The sequence below is a fragment of the Kaistia sp. 32K genome, assembly GCF_016629525.1.
Taxonomy (GTDB): Bacteria; Pseudomonadota; Alphaproteobacteria; order Rhizobiales; family Kaistiaceae; genus Kaistia.
The window spans coordinates 2,959,381-2,979,756 of the sequence record NZ_AP024269.1; the positions used below are offsets into that span (position 1 = coordinate 2,959,381).

General features: G+C 64.4%; 15 protein-coding genes and 4 tRNA genes. 2 read left to right on the top strand and 17 right to left on the bottom strand.

Features of this window, described 5'->3' with window-relative positions; all coding sequences use genetic code 11:
• Positions 1-5 precede the first annotated feature (5 nt).
• From K32_RS13700 to K32_RS13765, 14 genes are all read right to left on the bottom strand, one after another.
• The gene (locus K32_RS13700; protein WP_201400071.1) at positions 6-1,289 is read right to left on the bottom strand and encodes an alpha/beta hydrolase; all 1,284 of its coding nucleotides are present in this window, start codon (positions 1,287-1,289) and stop codon (positions 6-8) included.
• Between the two features lie 176 nt (positions 1,290-1,465).
• Positions 1,466-5,701: a DNA-directed RNA polymerase subunit beta' gene (rpoC, locus tag K32_RS13705; RefSeq protein ID WP_201400072.1), complete on the bottom strand. Its 4,236-nt coding sequence runs from the start codon at positions 5,699-5,701 to the stop codon at positions 1,466-1,468.
• A 97-nt stretch (positions 5,702-5,798) separates the two neighbouring features.
• On the bottom strand, positions 5,799-9,935 hold the full coding sequence (rpoB, locus tag K32_RS13710; RefSeq protein ID WP_201400073.1) for a DNA-directed RNA polymerase subunit beta: 4,137 nt from the start codon (positions 9,933-9,935) through the stop codon (positions 5,799-5,801).
• 141 nt (positions 9,936-10,076) lie between these two features.
• The gene (rplL, locus tag K32_RS13715; RefSeq protein WP_201400074.1) at positions 10,077-10,448 is read right to left on the bottom strand and encodes a 50S ribosomal protein L7/L12; all 372 of its coding nucleotides are present in this window, start codon (positions 10,446-10,448) and stop codon (positions 10,077-10,079) included.
• 45 nt (positions 10,449-10,493) lie between these two features.
• Positions 10,494-11,012 (bottom strand): 50S ribosomal protein L10, encoded by a 519-nt coding sequence (gene rplJ / locus K32_RS13720; RefSeq protein WP_201400075.1) that lies wholly within the window; start codon positions 11,010-11,012, stop codon positions 10,494-10,496.
• Positions 11,013-11,310: 298 nt separating this feature from the next.
• On the bottom strand, positions 11,311-12,006 hold the full coding sequence (gene rplA, locus K32_RS13725) for a 50S ribosomal protein L1 (RefSeq protein WP_305798436.1): 696 nt from the start codon (positions 12,004-12,006) through the stop codon (positions 11,311-11,313).
• A gap of 2 nt (positions 12,007-12,008) precedes the next feature.
• On the bottom strand, positions 12,009-12,440 hold the full coding sequence (gene rplK, locus K32_RS13730; RefSeq protein WP_201400076.1) for a 50S ribosomal protein L11: 432 nt from the start codon (positions 12,438-12,440) through the stop codon (positions 12,009-12,011).
• Positions 12,441-12,581: 141 nt separating this feature from the next.
• Positions 12,582-13,112 (bottom strand): transcription termination/antitermination protein NusG, encoded by a 531-nt coding sequence (gene nusG, locus K32_RS13735; RefSeq protein ID WP_018184655.1) that lies wholly within the window; start codon positions 13,110-13,112, stop codon positions 12,582-12,584.
• Positions 13,113-13,126: 14 nt separating this feature from the next.
• The gene (secE, locus tag K32_RS13740) at positions 13,127-13,327 is read right to left on the bottom strand and encodes a preprotein translocase subunit SecE (RefSeq protein ID WP_201400077.1); all 201 of its coding nucleotides are present in this window, start codon (positions 13,325-13,327) and stop codon (positions 13,127-13,129) included.
• 97 nt (positions 13,328-13,424) lie between these two features.
• Positions 13,425-13,500 (bottom strand) — tRNA-Trp (locus K32_RS13745).
• Positions 13,501-13,551: 51 nt separating this feature from the next.
• Positions 13,552-13,920 carry a hypothetical protein gene (locus tag K32_RS13750; RefSeq protein WP_244669497.1) on the bottom strand — a complete coding sequence of 123 codons (369 nt, stop codon included), beginning with the start codon at positions 13,918-13,920 and terminating at the stop codon, positions 13,552-13,554.
• A gap of 292 nt (positions 13,921-14,212) precedes the next feature.
• Positions 14,213-15,403 carry an elongation factor Tu gene (gene tuf, locus K32_RS13755; protein WP_201400078.1) on the bottom strand — a complete coding sequence of 397 codons (1,191 nt, stop codon included), beginning with the start codon at positions 15,401-15,403 and terminating at the stop codon, positions 14,213-14,215.
• 108 nt (positions 15,404-15,511) lie between these two features.
• Positions 15,512-15,585: transfer RNA gene (locus tag K32_RS13760), tRNA-Gly, on the bottom strand.
• 20 nt (positions 15,586-15,605) lie between these two features.
• Positions 15,606-15,690 (bottom strand) — tRNA-Tyr (locus tag K32_RS13765).
• A gap of 364 nt (positions 15,691-16,054) precedes the next feature.
• On the opposite strand from K32_RS13765, the gene K32_RS13770 reads away from it, so the two are divergent.
• Positions 16,055-16,732, top strand: a complete 678-nt coding sequence (locus K32_RS13770) for an RNA methyltransferase (protein ID WP_201400079.1) — start codon at positions 16,055-16,057, stop codon at positions 16,730-16,732.
• Between the two features lie 180 nt (positions 16,733-16,912).
• A tRNA-Thr gene (locus K32_RS13775) sits at positions 16,913-16,987 on the top strand.
• A gap of 102 nt (positions 16,988-17,089) precedes the next feature.
• Here the strand turns inward: K32_RS13775 and K32_RS13780 are convergent.
• From K32_RS13780 to K32_RS13790, 3 genes are all read right to left on the bottom strand, one after another.
• Positions 17,090-17,734 carry an alpha/beta family hydrolase gene (locus tag K32_RS13780; RefSeq protein ID WP_201400080.1) on the bottom strand — a complete coding sequence of 215 codons (645 nt, stop codon included), beginning with the start codon at positions 17,732-17,734 and terminating at the stop codon, positions 17,090-17,092.
• A gap of 98 nt (positions 17,735-17,832) precedes the next feature.
• Positions 17,833-19,287, bottom strand: a complete 1,455-nt coding sequence (locus K32_RS13785) for an NAD-dependent succinate-semialdehyde dehydrogenase (RefSeq protein ID WP_201400081.1) — start codon at positions 19,285-19,287, stop codon at positions 17,833-17,835.
• A 45-nt stretch (positions 19,288-19,332) separates the two neighbouring features.
• Entirely contained in the window at positions 19,333-20,340 is a 1,008-nt protein-coding gene (locus tag K32_RS13790; RefSeq protein ID WP_201400082.1) for an arginase family protein, read from the bottom strand.
• Positions 20,341-20,376 lie beyond the last annotated feature (36 nt).

Sequence of the window (20,376 nt, forward strand, 5' to 3'; positions counted from 1 at the left end):
GCGCCTCAGTAAGAGACACTGCCCTCGGGCTTCAGCAGGTCGCCCGTCGAGGCGGCGTTGTCGGTCAGCGATTTGCCGAACGCCTTGATCTGGTCGTCATAGGTATCGCGGGTCCTCGGGTCGATGACCGCGACCGGCGCGGAAACGATCAGGCCGGCGGCCGTGCCGACACTCGCCGCGGCGCCCGTGGTGACCGCCACCAGCTTGTCGCCGAGCGCGATATGGGAATCGGTCATCGGCTGGCCGGACGCCAGGCGCGTGCCGATCAGCTGCACGACCTCGGGGCTCGCAGCGAACTTCGCGTGGTTGAGCTTGTCATCGGTGTGGAGCTTGGTCAGGTCGATGACATTGATGTTGTCGGCCGCCATCTCGGACGCATAGGGCTCCTGCGCCACGTCGATCTGGCCGAGGCGCTCGACATTGCCCCAGACGCGGCGGGAAACCTGCAGCGCGCGGTCGTCGCGCGAGACGAACAGGGTGAAGCTCGGGCCCTTCGGCCCGATATCCACCATCTGGCGGCGGAACACGTCGACGTCGACATCCGGCGCCGCCAGCATGACGTTCTTGATCTTGGGCGAGACGCGCTTGTCGCGAATGGCCATCTGGCGCAGCGCCTCGAGCGCAACCCAATTGCCCATCGAATGCGCCAGGATCGACACCTCGTCGACATTCGGGTCGTCGGCGAGCGCCTTCAGCAGCAGTTCGAGCGCATCGCGGGAATAGTTGTTGCTCTCGCGATCATAGCCATAGGAGAGGACGCTGCCGCGCGACGGCCAGGTGAAGAGGATCGGCACCACCTTGGCATCCGAGTCGTGCACGATCTGCGCGAAGCGATAGACCGCGTCCTCGAACCGGTTGTTGAAGCCGTGGATGAAGACGAGCGCCTGGCGGCGGGGCGACTGCTTGATCTGGCGATTGAACCAGACCTTGGCCTGGGCGAGGTCCATGTCCTGTGCCTTGACCGTCACGAAATCCGTCGCGGGATTGCCCGGCAGCTTCTTCGGCCACTGCACGTCGCCCTGCTTGCGCACGGCGTCCGGCGGGACGGAGACGACGATGTTGGCGAAATCGATGGCGCGGCCGCGCTCGCCGGTGAACATCTGGCCCGGCACGGTGGAGCGCTGGCGGGTGGTGGCGACGGCCATGTCGACCGTGGTCGCGCCGGGCACCGGCGTTCCGATCTCCACCGGCAAGAGCACGTCCTTCGGACGGCCGGCGCAGCCCGCCAGCAGACCGATGACGACAAGGCTGGTGACAGACGTCCTGATCAGAACCGAGACGTTACGCAAGTCGAACTACCCCCGAAAAGCACGACGCACCACCTCGAGAGGCAGCCGGACCGGAGAACACCCTACCCCATCCACATGACAAGATGGACTCATTATGGCCAACGGGCGGCAGCCCGGCCCGTGGCACGAAAAAGGCCGCCCGAAGGCGGCCTTTTCCCAGTCTTGTGGCAGGCCGATTACTCGGCCGCGTTGGTCAGATCGCCGAGCAGGCCAGCCGGCGCTGCGGCCGGAGCCGACGCCGCCGAGGAACGACGACGCTCCTCGAGGATCAGATCGTCGCGCTTGGTCGCGATCTCGCGGATGCGGCCCATCGTGCCGCCCGTGCCCGCCGGGATCAGGCGACCGACGATGATGTTCTCCTTGAGACCATCGAGCGGATCGATCTTGCCGTTGACGGCCGCCTCGGTGAGGACGCGGGTCGTCTCCTGGAAGGACGCGGCCGAGAAGAACGAACGCGTCTGCAGGCTGGCCTTGGTGATACCGAGCAGCACAGGGTTTCCGGCTGCGGGCTTCTTGCCCTCGGCCTTGGCCTTGTCGTTGATCAGGTCGAACTCGAGACGATCGACCTGCTCGCCGTTGAAGAACTCGGTCTCGCCGGCATCGAAGATCTCGACCTTCTGCAGCATCTGGCGAACGATCACCTCGATGTGCTTGTCGTTGATCTGCACGCCCTGCAGTCGGTAGACGTCCTGGATTTCGTTGACGAGGTAGGCCGCGAGTGCCTCCACGCCCTTGATCGCCAGGATGTCATGCGGCGCAGGGTTGCCGTCCATGATGTAGTCGCCCTTCTCCACGGCGTCGCCTTCCTGGAGATGGAACGGCTTGCCCTTCGGGATCAGGTACTCGATCGGCTCCAGCGGCTCGCCATCGATACCGACCGAACCCTCGGCCGGCTCGACGATGACGCGACGCTTGTTCTTGTAGTCGCGGCCGAAGCGGATCGTGCCGTCCATCTCGGCGATGATGGCGTGATCCTTCGGACGACGGGCCTCGAACAGCTCCGCCACGCGCGGCAGACCGCCCGTGATGTCGCGCGTCTTGGCGCCTTCCGTCGGAATACGCGCCAGCACGTCACCGGCGTGGACCGTCGCGCCCGGATCGACCGAGAGAATGGTCTCCACCGAGAGCATGTAGCGGGCTTCGCCACCGCGGGGCAGCTTCAGGATCTTGCCGTCCTTGCCCTTGATGACGATCGCCGGCTTCAGGTCGCCGCCGCGCGGATTGGCACGCCAGTCGATGACGACGCGCTTGGTGATGCCGGTCGACTCGTCCGCCGTCTCGACGACGGAGATGCCTTCCACCATGTCCTCGTAGCCGATGGTGCCCGAGACTTCCGTCAGAACCGGACGGGTGTAGGGGTCCCATTCGGCCAGACGCTGGCCGCGCTTGACGTGATCGCCCTCGTCCACATGGACGCGCGAACCGTAGGTGACGCGGTTGACCGCGCGCTCCGTGCCGTCCTTGTCGACGATCACGATCGCCATGTTGCGGCCGAGAGCCACCAGCTTGCCGGCCGAGTCGCGCACCACGTTGCGGTTGCGCATCACGACCGTGCCCTCGAAGCTCGACTCGATGAACGACGAGTCGACCACCTGGGCCGTGCCACCGATGTGGAACGTACGCATGGTGAGCTGCGTGCCGGGCTCGCCGATCGACTGAGCCGCGATGACGCCGACGGCCTCGCCCATGTTCACGGTCGTGCCGCGGGCCAGGTCGCGGCCATAGCAGGCCGCGCAGACGCCGATCTTGGTGTCGCAGGTCAGCACCGAGCGGATCTTGACCGCCTGGACGCCAGCCTTCTCGACCTTGTCGACATCCCGCTCCTCGATGAGCTTGCCGGCCGGAACCAGCACTTCGCCCGTCGCACCCGAGACCACGTCCTCGGCCGCCGTACGGCCGAGAATGCGCAGGCCGAGCGAAGCGACCACCTGGCCGCTGTCGATCACCGCCTGCATGCGCAGACCGTTGGTCGTGCCGCAATCCTGCTCAATGATGATGCAGTCCTGCGCCACGTCGACGAGACGACGCGTCAGGTAACCGGAGTTCGCGGTCTTCAGGGCGGTGTCTGCGAGGCCCTTACGGGCACCGTGGGTCGAGTTGAAGTACTCGAGAACGGTCAGTCCTTCCTTGAAGTTCGAGATAACCGGGTTCTCGATGATCTCGCCGGACGGACGGGTCATCAGACCGCGCATGCCCGCCAGCTGCTTCATCTGGGTCGGCGAACCACGGGCGCCCGAGTGGCTCATCATGTAGACCGAGTTCATCGGCTTCTGACGACCGGTTTCCTCGTCGCGATGAACGGCCGAAATGCCCTTCATCATCTCCTCGGCGACGCGGTCACCGCACTTCGCCCAGGCGTCGACGACCTTGTTGTACTTCTCACCGAAGGTGATCAGGCCGTCATTGTACTGCTGCTCGTAATCCTTCACGAGCGCCTGGGTATCCTCGACCAGCTTGGCCTTGGTCGGCGGGATGACCATGTCGTCCTTGCCGAAGGAGATACCCGCACGGCAGGCTTCGCGGAAGCCGAGCGCCATGATGCGATCGCAGAAGATGACCGTCTCCTTCTGACCGCAATGGCGGTAGACGGCGTCGATCGTGTTCGAGACTTCCTTCTTCGTCATCAGCTTGTTGACGACGTCGAAGGGCAGGTTGTGGTGCTTCGGCAGCAGTTCGCCGATCAGCAGACGACCCGGGGTCGTGTCGTAGATCTTCGACGTGACGTTGCCGTCGGCGTCGACACCACGGTAGCGACCCTTGATCTTCGTGTGCAGCGTGATCGCCTTGGCGCTCAGCGCGTGCTCGATCTCGGCGATCGAGCCGAACATCATGCCCTCGCCCGGCTCCTTGTCTGCCATGATCGACAGATAATAGAGGCCGAGGACGATGTCCTGCGACGGAACGATGATCGGCTGGCCGTTGGCCGGGTGCAGGATGTTGTTGGTCGACATCATCAGCACGCGGGCTTCCAGCTGCGCTTCGAGCGACAGCGGGACGTGCACGGCCATCTGGTCACCGTCGAAGTCGGCATTGAAGGCCGAGCAGACGAGCGGATGCAGCTGGATCGCCTTGCCTTCGATCAGCACGGGCTCGAAAGCCTGGATGCCGAGGCGGTGCAGCGTCGGAGCGCGGTTCAGAAGGATCGGATGCTCGCGGATGACCTCGTCCAGGATATCCCAGACCTCCGGCTTCTCCTTCTCGACCAGCTTCTTCGCCTGCTTGACAGTAGACGAGAAGCCCTTGGCGTCGAGGCGCGAATAGATGAACGGCTTGAACAGCTCGAGCGCCATCTTCTTCGGCAGGCCGCACTGGTGCAGCTTCATCTCCGGGCCGACCACGATCACGGAACGACCGGAATAGTCGACGCGCTTGCCGAGCAGGTTCTGACGGAACCGGCCCTGCTTGCCCTTCAGCATGTCCGAGAGCGACTTCAGCGGGCGCTTGTTGGCGCCCGTGATGACGCGGCCGCGACGGCCGTTGTCGAACAGCGCATCGACCGCTTCCTGAAGCATGCGCTTCTCGTTGCGGATGATGATATCAGGCGCGCGCAGCTCGATCAGCCGCTTCAGACGATTGTTGCGGTTGATGACGCGGCGATACAGGTCGTTCAGGTCGGAGGTCGCGAAGCGGCCGCCATCGAGCGGAACGAGCGGACGCAGATCCGGCGGGATCACCGGGATCACCGTCATGATCATCCACTCGGGGCGGTTGCCCGACTCGATGAAGGCTTCGACGAGCTTCAGGCGCTTGCCGAGCTTCTTCGGCTTCAGCTCCGACGTCGACGTGGCGATTTCCTCGCGCAGGTCGACGGCGAGCTTCGGCAGGTCGAGCGCCATCATCATCTCGCGGATGGCTTCGGCACCGATCAGGGCGGTGAACGAGTCATCGCCATATTCGTCCTGGGCGCGCAGATACTCTTCCTCGGTGAGGAGCTGACGCTCCTTCAGCGGGGTGAGGCCGGGCTCGATGACGACGTAGTTCTCGAAGTACAGGATGCGCTCGAGATCCTTGAGCGTCATGTCCATCAGCATGCCGATGCGGGACGGCAGCGACTTCAGGAACCAGATATGGGCAACCGGCGCTGCGAGCTCGATGTGGCCCATGCGGTCACGCCGAACGCGTGCGAGCGTGACTTCCACGCCGCACTTCTCGCAGATGATGCCCTTGTACTTCATGCGCTTGTACTTGCCGCACAAGCACTCGTAATCCTTGATCGGCCCGAAGATGCGCGCGCAGAACAGGCCGTCACGCTCGGGCTTGAAGGTGCGGTAGTTGATCGTTTCCGGCTTCTTGATCTCACCGTACGACCAGGACAGAATCTTCTCAGGGCTCGCAATGTGGATGCGGATCTGATCGAAATTCTGTGCCGGCTGCGCCAGCGGATTGAAGATGTTCGCGACTTCTTGATTCATCGCCGATCTCCTTCGATGCCGGTGGCCGGTGGAGGACTACGCCTCTTGCCGGACCACCGCATGTAAACTGAATGGGCCTCGTGGAAACCGCGGCGGATTATTCCGCCGCGTCCGGAAGCCGCGCGTTCGCCTCCGCGTCCAAGGACAGCTTGGACTGGTTGAGCTCGACGTCGAGCCCGAGCGACCGCATTTCCTTGACCAGCACGTTGAACGATTCCGGAATACCGGCCTCGAACGTGTCGTCGCCACGGACGATCGCCTCGTAGACCTTGGTACGGCCGGCCACGTCGTCCGACTTCACGGTCAGCATTTCCTGCAGCGTGTAGGCGGCGCCATAGGCTTCGAGAGCCCACACCTCCATCTCGCCGAAGCGCTGGCCGCCGAACTGCGCCTTGCCACCCAGCGGCTGCTGCGTGACGAGCGAGTACGGGCCGATCGAACGGGCGTGGATCTTGTCGTCGACCAGATGGTGCAGCTTGAGCATGTAGATGTAGCCCACTGTCACCTTGCGGTCGAACGCCTCACCCGTGCGTCCGTCATAGAGCACCGACTGACCGGAGGCATGCAGACCCGCCTCCTCCAGCATCTCGACGATGTCCGGCTCGCGCGCACCGTCGAAGACCGGCGTCGCAATCGAGACGCCCTTCTTCAGATGCTCGCTCATCCGGACGACCGAGGCGTCGTCCAGCTCCGAGATCGGCTCGTCCTTCGGACCGTTGTAGATGCCGTCGAGGGTCAGACGGAGCGGCTTGACGTCGCCCGACTTCTTGTAGTCCTCGAGCATCTTGCCGATCTTCAGGCCCATGCCGGCGCAAGCCCAGCCCAGATGCGTCTCCAGGATCTGGCCGACGTTCATGCGGCTCGGCACGCCGAGCGGATTGAGCACGATGTCGACATGCGTGCCGTCCTCGAGGAACGGCATGTCCTGGATCGGCGTAATCCGCGACACGACACCCTTGTTGCCGTGACGGCCGGCCATCTTGTCGCCCGGCTGGATCTTGCGCTTCACCGCGACGAAGACCTTGACCATCTTCATCACGCCCGGAGGCAGCTCGTCACCGCGCTGCAGCTTCTCGACCTTGTCGATGAAGCGCTTCTCCAGCCGCTTGCGGCTCTCGTCGTAGGACCCGCGAAGGGCTTCGATCTCGCCCATCAGCTTTTCATCGGCGAAGGCGAACTGCCACCACTGCGACCGCGGATACTCCTCGATGACATCGCGCGTCAGCACGGTGTCCTTCTTGAAGTTCTTCGGGCCGCTGGAAGCGGTCTTGCCCTCGAACATGTCGATCAGGCGGCCATAGACGTTGCGGTCCAGAATGGCCTGCTCGTCGTCACGGTCCTTGGCGAGACGCTCGATCTCCTCGCGCTCGATCGCCATCGCGCGCTCGTCCTTCTCCACGCCATGGCGGTTGAAGACGCGCACTTCCACGATGGTGCCGGTCACGCCCGGCGGAACGCGGAGCGAGGTGTCACGGACGTCGGAAGCCTTCTCGCCGAAGATGGCGCGCAGAAGCTTCTCTTCCGGCGTCATCGGGCTTTCACCCTTCGGCGTGATCTTGCCGACGAGGATGTCGCCGGCCTGGACGTCGGCGCCGATGTAGACGATGCCGGCTTCGTCGAGGTTCTTCAGCGCTTCTTCCGAAACGTTCGGAATGTCGCGCGTGATTTCCTCAGGACCGAGCTTGGTGTCGCGCGCCATGACCTCGAACTCCTCGATATGGATCGAGGTGAAGACGTCATCGGACACGATGCGCTCGGACAGGAGGATCGAATCCTCGAAGTTGTAGCCATTCCACGGCATGAACGCGACGAGCACGTTCCGGCCGAGCGCCAGATCACCGAGATCCGTCGACGGGCCGTCCGCCAGGATATCGCCCTTGCCGACGCGATCGCCCACGCGGACAAGCGGCCGCTGGTTGATGCAGGTCGACTGGTTCGAACGCTGGAACTTCATCAGACGGTAGATATCGACACCCGACTTCGAAGGATCAAGGTCCTCGGTCGCACGAATGACGATACGCGTCGCGTCCACCTGGTCAACGATACCGCCGCGGCGAGCCGCGATGGCAGCGCCCGAGTCACGGGCAACGACCGATTCCATGCCGGTTCCGACGAACGGCGCCTCGGCGCGAACGAGCGGCACCGCCTGGCGCTGCATGTTCGAGCCCATGAGGGCGCGGTTGGCGTCGTCGTTCTCGAGGAACGGGATCAGAGCCGCCGCGACCGAAACGAGCTGCTTCGGCGACACGTCCATGAAGTCGACGCGGTCGGAGGTGACCATGACGTTCTCGCCGGAATGGCGGCAAACGATCAGGTCTTCCGTCAGCTTACCGGCCGGATCGAGCGCCACGTTCGCCTGGGCGACGTAGTACTTCGACTCTTCCATAGCCGACAGATAGATGATCTCGCTCGTCGCGACACCGTCCTTGACGCGCCGGTACGGGCTCTCGATGAAGCCGTACTTGTTGACGCGGGCGAACGTCGCGAGCGAGTTGATCAGGCCAATGTTCGGGCCTTCCGGCGTCTCGATCGGGCAGATACGGCCGTAGTGCGTCGGATGCACGTCGCGGACTTCGAAGCCGGCGCGCTCACGGGTCAGACCACCCGGGCCAAGCGCCGAAAGACGACGCTTGTGGGTGATTTCCGAAAGCGGGTTGGTCTGGTCCATGAACTGCGACAGCTGCGAGGAACCGAAGAACTCGCGCACGGCGGCAGCCGCCGGCTTCGCGTTGATCAGGTCCTGCGGCATGACGTTGCCGATCTCGACCGACGACATGCGCTCCTTGATGGCGCGCTCCATGCGCAGCAGACCGACGCGATACTGATTTTCCATCAGCTCGCCCACCGAACGCACGCGGCGATTGCCGAGATTGTCGATGTCGTCGATCTCGCCCTGGCCGTCACGCAGTTCGACCAGCGTCTTGATGACCGCGAGGATGTCCTCCTTGCGGAGCACGCGCACGGTGTCCTCGGCCGTCAGGTCGAGGCGCATGTTCATCTTGACGCGGCCGACGGCCGACAGGTCATAGCGCTCGCTGTCGAAGAACAGCGACTGGAACATCGCCGTCGCGGTATCGACGGTCGGCGGCTCGCCCGGGCGCATCACGCGGTAGATGTCGAACAGCGCATCTTCACGCGACTCGTTCTTGTCCACGGCGAGCGTGTTGCGGATGTAGGCGCCGATGTTGATGTGGTCGATGTCGAGAACGGTGACTTCGTCGAAGCCGGCGTCATCCAGGACCTGGAGCAGCTTCTCGCTGATCTCGTCGCCGGCCTCGGCATAGACTTCGCCCGTCGACGGATTGACGATGTCCTCGGCGATGTAGGTGCCGTGCAGGTCCTCGTCGAGAACCTTCAGCGCCTTGACGCCCTTCTCGGCAATCGCGCGGGCGGCGCGAGCCGTCAGCTTCTTGCCGGCCTCGATGACGACTTCGCCGGTGTCGGCGTCGATCAGGTCGGTCGCAGCCTTCAGACCCTTCATGCGGGCCGGATCATAGGGCATGCGCCAGCCGTCGCCGACCTTGGAGTAGACGATCTTCGAATAGAAGGTGTCGAGGATCTCTTCGCCGTCCATGCCGAGCGCGAACATCAGCGACGTCACCGGAATCTTGCGGCGACGGTCGATGCGCGCATGCACGATGTCCTTGGCGTCGAACTCGATGTCGAGCCAGGAACCGCGATACGGGATGATGCGGGCGGCGAACAGGAGCTTGCCCGACGAATGGGTCTTGCCCTTGTCGTGATCGAAGAAGACGCCCGGCGAACGGTGCATCTGCGAGACGATCACGCGCTCGGTGCCGTTGACGATGAAGGTGCCGTTGGACGTCATCAGGGGCATTTCGCCCATGTAGACTTCCTGCTCCTTGATGTCCTTGACGGACTTCGCGCCGGTGTCCTCGTCGACATCGAACACGATCAGGCGGAGCGTCACCTTGAGCGGCGCCGAGAAGGTGATGCCGCGCTGGCGGCACTCGTCGACGTCATACTTCGGCGGATCGAAGTCATAACGGACGAACTCGAGCAGCGACGTGTTCGAGAAATCGGAGATCGGGAATACGGATTTGAAGACGGCCTGCAAACCTTCGTCCGGACGCCCGCCCTTCGTTTCCTCAACCATGAGGAATTGGTCGTAGGACGCCTTCTGAACCTCGATGAGGTTCGGCATCTCGGCCACGTCGCCGATGGACCCGAAGACTTTGCGGATGCGCTTACGACCGGTGAATTCCAGGGCCATGTTCGCTCCTTCTTTACGTTCAAGAACAGCTATCCGGAAAGCCGTATAGCCGCGCTTGGGCGCGGCTCTCTGGATAGCGGTCCTTATGGACCACGATGGAAACCGGCCCCGGCAATCCGGGGCCGGCCGAATTCAGTCGACTTACTTGACGTCGACCTTGGCGCCTGCGCCCTCGAGCTGAGCCTTGAGCTTGGCAGCTTCGTCCTTCGAGACGGCTTCCTTGACAGCCTTCGGAGCAGCTTCGACCAGGTCCTTGGCTTCCTTGAGGCCAAGAGCCGTGATCGCGCGGACTTCCTTGATCACGTTGATCTTGTTCGCGCCGGCGTCGACGAGGATGACGTCGAATTCGGTCTTCTCTTCAACAGCGGCAGCCGGAGCTGCGGCAGCTGCTGCAACAGCGACCGGAGCCGCAGCCGAGACGCCCCACTTCTCTTCGAGAAGCTTGGACAGCTCAGCAGCCTCGAGCACGGTCAGGGCGGACAGGTCGTCCACGAGCTTAGCGAGATCAGCCATTTTATCTTCCTATCAGGTTCGAACTTCAGTTGATGAGAGAACGGCCTACGCCGCTTCATCCTTCTTGGCATAGGCACCGAACACGCGGGCAAGCTGCGCCGCGGGTGCGCTGACGACCGTCGCGATCTTGGTAGCCGGGGCCTGAATGAGGCCGACCAGCTTGCCGCGGAGTTCGTCGAGCGACGGCAGCGTGGCAAGAGCCTTGACGCCGTTCGGATCCAGATTGGTCTTGCCCATCGCGCCGCCGAGAATGACGAGCTTGTCATTCGTCTTGGCGAAATCGGACACAACCTTGGGCGCTGCCACCGGATCGTCGGAATAGGCGACGATCGTCGGACCCGTGAACAGGTCCGCAATGTGGGCAGAGTCCGTGCCTTGAAGGGCGAGCTTGACGAGGCGGTTCTTTGCGACCTTTACGCTGACCCCTGCCACGCGAGCCTTGCCACGAAGGGCGGTGAGCTCGGCGACGGTGAGGCCGGCATAGTGTGCCACGACGACGACATTGGTCTCCTGGAAGACCTCGTTCATCGTCGAGACAAGTTCGCGTTTTTCCGCTCTTTCCACTTGCCTCTCTCCAGTTGGCGGTCGACGTTTCGGTCGGGTCCGCCGGTTACGTATGCCACGACCAGAAATCCGATCGCGGCGCTGCGTTCCTGTCCCCCAGCCACCCTCGCGGGCTTCGGGTCAAAGAGGTTCGAACCGATAACGGCTTGCGCCGAAAATCCATCTTCCCCCCGTCTATGCAGGAGATTAAGCCGGCGAGCCGGCCCCTGCAGTCTCGGACAGGTATTTGACCGGGCGGAGGGTGAACCCTCCGCCGGCCATCTTGCCGCCCGGAAGACCGGGCGGAGATCTCTACGCCTTAGGCGCCCAGCGTGGTAGCCGGGTCGACATGGACGCCGGGGCCCATGGTCGAGGACACGGCGACCTTCTGCAGGTACGTGCCCTTGGCGCCGGTCGGACGGGCCTTCTGGACGGCGTCCACGAAAGCCTTAATGTTCTGGACCAGCTTCTCGGTGTCGAAGCTCGCCTTGCCGATACCGGCGTGGATGATACCAGCCTTCTCGACGCGGAACTCGACCGAGCCGCCCTTGGCGCCCTTGACGGCGGTGGCGACGTCCATGGTCACCGAGCCGACCTTCGGGTTCGGCATCAGGCCGCGCGGGCCGAGCACCTTACCGAGACGGCCGACGAGCGGCATCATGTCCGGGGTCGCGATGCAGCGATCGAAATCGATCGTGCCGCCCTGAACGATCTCGAGCAGATCCTCGGCGCCGACGATGTCGGCACCGGCTGCCTTGGCCTCTTCAGCCTTGGCGCCGCGCGCGAAAACCGCGACGCGAACCGTACGGCCGGAGCCGTTCGGCAGGTTGCAGACGCCGCGGACCATCTGGTCGGCATGGCGGGGATCGACGCCGAGGTTCAGAGCGACCTCGATGGTCTCGTCGAACTTCGCGTTGGCGCGATCCTTGATGAGCGCCACTGCGACGCTGATCGGATAGAGCTTGTTGCGATCGATGCCCTCGCGGGCGTTGATGACGCGCTTACCGTGAGCCATGATCAGTCAACCACCGTGAGGCCAATGGACCGGGCAGAGCCCTCGATCATCCGAGCCGCCGCATCGATATTCTCGGCGTTCAGATCCTTCAGCTTCTGCTTGGCGATCTCGACGCACTGGGCGCGCGTGACCGAACCAGCGGGAGCGCCCTTGCCGGGCGTCGTGCCGCCCTTGGGCAGGCCGGCGGCCTTCTTCAGAAGGAAGCTCACGGGAGCCGTCTTCATGACGAAGGTGAACGACTTGTCCTGGTAGTAGGTGATGACGACCGGGACCGGCGAACCCTTCTCGAGTTCCTGGGTCTGCGCGTTGAACGCCTTGCAGAACTCCATGATGTTGATGCCGCGCTGGCCGAGCGCGGGGCCGATCGGCGGCGACGGGGTCGCCGATGCGGCCTTCACCTGAAGCTTCAGGTAGCCGGCAACTTTCTTTGCCATTTCTGTTCCTTTCCCATGCCGGCAGCCCGCCGACGAGGTGGACCGACATCACGTCGGCCCGGCGCCAGCCTCAGCTGGCAGGAATGGCGTGGTTCGGATGGCGACACCTGGCGAGCGCCGCACCCTCCCACGCCCTGACGATCAGAGCTTTTCGACCTGACCGTATTCGAGCTCCACCGGAGTGGCGCGCCCGAAAATCGACACGGCGACCTTGAGCCGCGCGCGGACCTCGTCGACTTCCTCGACAAGGCCGTTGAAAGAGGCAAACGGACCGTCCGACACGCGAACCTGCTCGCCGACTTCGAAGCTGACGGACGGCTTCGGCCGCTCCACGCCTTCCTGCACCTGATGGATGATGCGGTTGGCTTCGGCTTCCGAGATCGGCATCGGCCGATTGTCGGAACCGAGGAAGCCCGTGACCTTCGGCGTGTTCTTGATCAGATGATAGGCGTCATCGGTGAGCGCCATCTTCACGAGTACGTAACCCGGGAAGAATTTGCGCTCGGCGTCGACCTTGCGACCGCGACGAACCTCGACGACCTTTTCGGTCGGAACCAGGATCTCGTCGAAAAGATCGGCGAGGCCACGCTGGCCCGCCTGCTCGCGAATCGACTCCGCGACCTTCTTTTCGAAGTTCGAATAGGCGTGAACGATATACCAGCGTTTATCCAAAGAACCGCCTCCGCCTATCGACCGATGCCGAGCAGGAACGAAACGCCCCAGCTCAGGCCGAAATCGGCCACTGTGAAGAAGAGGCTCGCCAGGACGGCCATAACGAAGACCATGACTGTCGTGATCGCGGTTTCGCGACGCGACGGCCATACGACCTTCGATACCTCCGCACGTACCTGCTGGAGGAACGTAATTGGATTTGTTTTGGTGGCCATTACCCGCTCACGGCTTGCGGGCGCGCAAACGGCCGTCTGCGCACCCCGCTGGGAAGCGTTACATAGAACCGATCAATCGATTCCTCAAGTGTTAATTTGGCAGGGGCAGTAGGATTCGAACCTACGACCTACGGTTTTGGAGACCGTCGCTCTACCAGCTGAGCTATACCCCTACACACACCCGCAACATGTGGGCGCGGCGATTTCATAGCGAGACCACGCGATTAGCGCAAGTCCATAGCCGGGTTCTCAACAGGCTGTCCGCCCGAAATCGACGGAAGAATGCCATCGGCCGGTTGACCCCTACCCTGCTTCGACGGCTTGGCCTGGGCACATTCGCGGTTGGCGCCGGCTCCCGGCGCATTCTCGAAGACGCAACGGCTCTCGGGCGGATCGCCGCACACCTTGTAGAGCGCCCGGAAGCCCACGCAGCGCCCATCGGGGCCGCGATAGCCCGGACCGCCCTTGCAGCCGCAGCCCCGGCACGGCGGCTGCTCCGGGCATCCCTCGGCCATTGCCGGCAAAACGAGGGCCGGCAGAATCAGGAAGATGGCGAGAAGAAGCTGCCGGACGGCATGGCCGACGATTCGCATCCGACGCGCAACGTTCCCACGACGCGTCCGACCTCGAGGCAACCGCACATCACACGGCCGGGCGAATCGGCAATCGGCGCCCGACATCGTCCAAATCATTCCAGCCCAGCCCCCGCTGATTTCGGGAAAAGTCTAGCCGGTCCCAGACCGCCGAGGCAAGCACCCCTCCCCGGCGGACGCGCCCTCGCGCCCGCTCGAAAAATCCGGCGAGAAAACAGAAAGGGCGGATACGCTCGCGCGCATCCGCCCTTCAAACTGTCACCAATCCGCGCCGAGGCGCGGGCAGCGGAAATTACTTGATGATGCTGGCGACGACGCCGGCGCCGACGGTACGACCGCCTTCACGGATGGCGAAACGCAGCTTCTCTTCCATGGCGATCGGCACGATCAGCTCGACGTCGACCGAAATGTTGTCGCCCGGCATCACCATCTCGACGCCTTCCGGCAGCGTGACGATGCCCGTGACGTCCGTCGTCCGGAAATAGAACTGCGGACGGTAGTTGGTGAAGAACGGCGTGTGACGGCCACCCTCTTCCTTCGTCAGGATGTAGGCCTCGGCCTTGAACACCGTGTGCGGCGTCACCGAACCGGGCTTGCACAGGACCTGACCGCGCTCGACGCCTTCACGGTCGATGCCGCGAAGCAGCGCGCCGATGTTGTCGCCGGCCTGGCCCTGGTCGAGCAGCTTGCGGAACATTTCGACGCCGGTGCAGGTCGTCTTGACGGTCGGACGGATGCCGACGATCTCGATTTCCTCGCCGACCTTGACGATGCCGCGCTCGACGCGGCCGGTCACGACCGTGCCGCGGCCCGAGATCGAGAACACGTCTTCGATCGGCATCAGGAACGGCTGGTCAACCGGACGCTCCGGCTGCGGGATGTAGGCGTCGACGGCGGTCATCAGCTCGAGGATCGCGTCCTCGCCGAGCTTGGCGTCGCCATCGTTCAGCGCGACGACGGCCGAACCCTTGACGATCGGAATGTCATCGCCCGGGAAGTCGTAGGACGACAGCAGCTCGCGGACTTCGAGCTCGACGAGCTCGAGCAGCTCCGGATCGTCGACCAGGTCGCACTTGTTCAGGAACACCACGAGCGCCGGAACGCCGACCTGACGGGCGAGCAGGATGTGCTCGCGGGTCTGCGGCATCGGGCCGTCGGCGGCCGACACGACCAGGATCGCGCCGTCCATCTGGGCGGCACCGGTGATCATGTTCTTGACGTAGTCGGCGTGGCCGGGGCAGTCGACGTGAGCGTAGTGACGGTTGGCCGTCTCGTACTCAACGTGCGCCGTCGAGATCGTGATGCCGCGCGCACGCTCTTCCGGCGCTGCGTCGATCTGGTCATACGCCTTGAAGGTCGCGCCGCCGGCCTTGGCCAGGACCTTGGTGATTGCCGCGGTCAGCGACGTCTTGCCATGGTCAACGTGGCCGATCGTGCCAATGTTGCAGTGCGGCTTATTGCGCTCGAATTTCTCTTTTGCCATCGACGTCGCTTCCTGTCGTCTCGTTCACTACGAGCCGGGCGGCTCGAACTGCCCACCAACCGATGCGCATCGCGTTCAAAACCGCGCGAAAGCGCACACTCGAGATGATGGAGCGGGTACCGGGAATCGAACCCGGGTATTCAGCTTGGAAGGCTGCTGCTCTACCATTGAGCTACACCCGCACGCTAACGTTCCGTCGAAATGGTGGAGGAGGTTGGATTCGAACCAACGTAGACTAAGTCAACGGATTTACAGTCCGTCCCCTTTAACCACTCGGGCACTCCTCCAAATCACTTCGGCAGAGCGTCATCGTTCAGGCAGTTACCGGACAAACCCGCCGGGCGGGTCGTTCGATGGGCGTCTTATGGCGAGCTTGCCCGGCCCTGTCAACGCATATCAAAACAACTTCCACGGCTTCGGTGCATGGCTCCGATTCCGCTGGCGCGTTCGATTGCCGGTTTCGCGCGCCGCTCGTATAAGCGAGCCATGACCGACGAAAACAAACATAGCAAATCGCAGCGGCAACCGGGGCATTTCCGGGGCGGCAAGGGCAAACCCGGCCAGCGCGGCCCCCGGCGTTTCGGGTCGAACGCACCGGCCGAACGACGCGCCGATCAGCTGTGGATATATGGTGTCCACGCCGTCGCGGCGGTGCTCGCGAATCCCCGGCGCAAGGTTTTGCAGCTGCTGGCGACGCAGAATGCGGCGGCGCGACTGGTCGAGGAGGGAGCGCCTGTTCCCGCCGACCTCAAGGACACGTCGCCGCGCGATCTCGACAAGCTGCTCGGCTCCGAGGCGGTGCATCAGGGCGTTGCCGTCGAAGTGGCACCGCTGGAGCCCCTCCCCCTCGACGCGCTCGGCGACGCCCGTCTCGTCGTCGTGCTCGACCAGGTGACCGATCCGCACAATGTCGGCGCGATTCTCCGCTCGGCCGTCGCCTTCGGCGCCGACGCGCTGATCACCACCGGCCGGCACGCGCCGACCGAGACCGGCGTTCTCGCCAAATCGGCTTCCGGCGCGCTCGAGCACATCGCCATGATCGAGGTGCCGAATCTCGCCACCACGCTCACCGATCTCCGCGACATGGGCTTTACCTGCGTCGGCCTCGACAGCGAGGGCACGACGTCGATCGAGGACGGCATACAGGGCGACCGGATCGCCCTGGTGCTCGGTGCCGAGGGCAAGGGCCTGCGCCGGCTGACGCGCGACCGCTGCGACGTCGTCGCTAGGCTCGACATGCCCGGCGCCATCAAGAGCCTCAACGTCTCCAACGCGGCGGTGCTGTCGCTCTATCTGGCGCACCGGCATCTCGGCACGCCAAATCTCTGATGGAACTTCCCACGCGACCCGCGTCACGCGCTTGACGCGGATCGCGTGATGGGAGAAGAGACCGCGTCGTTTGGTTCCGGGCGCAATTCGCAGACGGCACAAGAGACGGCGCATGACAATCGGCCTTTCGAAGGTCATGCATGCGTAACTTATTGAAATCGCGTTAGAATATAACGTTAGGCCGGTTTAGCTCAGCGGTAGAGCAGCGGTTTTGTAAACCGAAGGTCGGGGGTTCAATCCCCTCAACCGGCACCAGCTTTCTTCCCATCCGCGATAGACGGCCCTGCCGGCCTCGGCTTGCAATCAGCGTCGCCCGGGCCGGCGAGATCGATTCTCCACAGATACGCGCATTCGGGCCTATCGGCCGCCGGGCAGTCCGCCAGCCCATTCGGCTACCGCCGATGCCATCGTCCGCAGGTGATCGGCCGCCGTGAAGCCGGAGACGCTCTTGCGCGGCTTCAGGTCGTGATCGCCATCCTCGAGCCAAAGAATCTCGATTCGATCCGACAGCGCGTAGGTCGAGACATCGTCGCGCGTACCAAATTCGTCGCGCGTGCCCTGGCAGATCAGCGTCGGTGTCTTGAGGTCGAGGAGATGCGCGGTGCGCAATTGCTCGGGCTTGGCCGGCGGATGGAAGGGATAGCCGAGGCAGAGCAGCCCGACGATGGCGTTCTCGGCCAACAGCTCGTCCGCGACCATGCTGGCGACGCGCCCGCCCATGGATTTCCCGCCGATGATGAGCGGCCCCGTCGCCCCCAGCGCTGCCACGGCGGCGCGATATTCCGGAATCAGTTTGTCGGCGCGCGGTGGCGGCTTGCGCCCGTCACCAGTTCGCCGCGAGGCCATATAGGCGAACTCGAAGCGGGCGACGCGAAACCCGGCGTCGGCGAGCGCCTTCGCCGCCGCGGTCATGGAGGCCGAATCCATCGGCGCGCCGGCGCCATGCGCCAGCAAAATGGTCGCCCGGCCGTTTTCCGGCCCGTCGAACAGAAATTCGGTCATCGCGCTCCCCTCGCCGGTCGGACAAACACGGAAACGCAGAGCCGATTCGCACCGGCCCTGCGTCCCCTATCCAACATCCGACTTTAGAGCGGAGGCGCTCAGCGATCGAGGCCGCCGACGAAGAGGTACTTCTTCTCGACGAATTCCTCGATGCCGTGATGCGAGCCCTCGCGGGAATTGCCTGATTCCTTGACGCCACCGAACGGCGCCAGCTCGGTCGAGATCAGGCCGGAATTGATGCCGACCATGCCGTATTCGAGCGCCTCGCCGACGCGGAAGATCCGGCCGACATCGCGGGTGTAGAGATAGGCGGCGAGGCCGAACTCGGTGTCGTTGGCCTTGGCGACGACCTCTGCCTCGTCATCGAAGACGAAGACGGGCGCCAACGGACCGAAGGTCTCCTCGCCGGCGACCTGCATGGTCTCGTCGACGCCGGCGATCAGCGTCGGCTCGAAGAAGGTGCCGCCAAGCGCATGCCGCTTGCCGCCGACCAGCGTCCGCGCACCCTTCGCAAGCGCATCGGCGATATGCTCCTCGATCTTCTGAACCGCCTTCTCGTTGATCAGCGGTCCGAGCTGCACGTCGCCGCCGACACCATTGCCGACCTTCAGGGCCGCGACGGCGGTCGCCAGCTTCTCGGTGAACGCCGCCTCGACACCGCGCTGGACATAGATGCGGTTGGTGCAGACGCAGGTCTGGCCGGCATTGCGGAACTTCGACAGGATCGCGCCTTCGACGGCCGCATCGAGATCGGCGTCGTCGAAGACGATGAAGGGCGCGTTGCCGCCGAGCTCCAGCGCCACCTTCTTCACCGTGCCGGCGGACTGCCGCATCAGCTGCTTGCCGACTTCGGTCGAGCCGGTGAAGCCGACGATGCGGATGGCGGGATGCGAGGTCAGCACCTCGCCGATCGGTCGGGCCGGACCGGTGACGACGTTGAGCACGCCCGCCGGCAGGCCGGCTCGCTGGGCAAGTTCCGCCAGCGCCAGCGCCGTCAGAGGCGTCTCGCCGGCCGGCTTCAGCACGACGGTGCAGCCGGCGGCGATCGCCGGGCCGACCTTGCGGGTGATCATGGCGGCGGGGAAATTCCACGGCGTGATCGCCGCGACGACGCCGGTCGGCTGGCGCAGCACCAGGATGCGGCCGTCGGCGCGGTGGCTCGGCAGCGTCTCGCCGGCGATCCGCTTCGCCTCCTCGGCGTAGAATTCGACGTAGGCCGCGGCGTAGTCGATCTCGCCCTTGGCCTCGGCGAGCGGCTTGCCCTGCTCCGAAGTCAGGATCAGCGCGAGGTCGTCGCGGTTTTCGACGATCAGGTCGAACCAGCGGCGCAGGATGTTGGCGCGATCCTTGGCGACGCGCGCCGCCCACGGCCGGAAGGCGCGCTCAGCCGCCTCGACCGCCTCGGTCGCCTCGGCGGCGCCGAAGGCCGGCACGCGCGCCAGCTCCGCGCCCGTCGCCGGATTGGTGACGGGCGTCTCGCCCTCCCCGACGAAGACGCCATTGACGTAGCACTGGGTCCGCAAGAGCGAGGGATCGTTCAGGGTCAGGGTCATCAGGCGTCCTCGTGGCAAGGAAGGGATAGGCTTGGCGGGAAGGAACTACGCGGGGGCGTGGTTCTTCTTGTAGTCGGCCATCAGCGACAGGAGTTCGAACATCACGACCATGGCGTTCATCGCGGTGATGTTGTTCGGGTTGTCCTTGGTCGGCATGATGCAGACGACGTCGGCGCCGACGACATTCAGCCCGCGCAGGCCCTGCAGCATGCGCATGGCGTCGCCAATGCGGATGCCCGGATAGCCGGGCTCGAGGTTCGAGACGCCGGGGGCGTCGGCCGGATCGAGCGAATCAAGGTCGAAGGTGACGTAGACCGGCAGGTCGCCGATGCGCTCGCGCATGGTCTTCACCACGCCCTGGACGCCGATCTCCTCGATCTCGTCCATGCCGATGATGCGGTAGCCGAGCTCCTCGCTGGTGTTCTTCGAGCCGGGCGTGCCGACATTCGGGCGGATGCCGATCTGGGTCGAGGCATGCGCGTCGACATGGCCTTCCTCGACCGTATAGCTCGCCCAATGCGCCGACGAGCGGCGGCTGCCCAGCCAATGCGGCAGGTGGCGGTAGCTGTCGGTGTGGGCGTCGAAATGCACCAGGGCCACCTTCTGGCCGTTGGTCAGCTTCGAATGCGGGCCGGCGACCGACTTCAGGAGCGGGCCGGTGATGCCATGGTCGCCGCCCATCGAGACGAGGCGCGTGCCGACATCGTTGAAACGGCGGGCATAGGCCTCGATGTGCTGGACGCAGACGTCGTTGACCATCGCTTCCGGCAGCGGCACGTCGCCGGCGTCGTTGATGCGGGCGAGATCCCACGGCGTGATGCCGAAGCGGCCGTGGCTGCGGCGATACTGGGCCGAGACGTTGCGGACGGCGCGGGGGCCGAGATGCTGGTCGCGCTCGGTCGAGCCGTTGCCGGAGCTGTGCGGGACGCCGAGGAGCGCGATGTCGCTGGCGGCCGGATCCTCGTTCCACTCGCAGCGGAAGAAGGTCGGGATGCCCCACCAGTACCAGCGGCCCATGTCCTTGCGCGCGGCGTCGAAGTCGAAATCGGTCATAGCGGTTTCCATTTCCTCGGGACGAGCGAAGCCGTG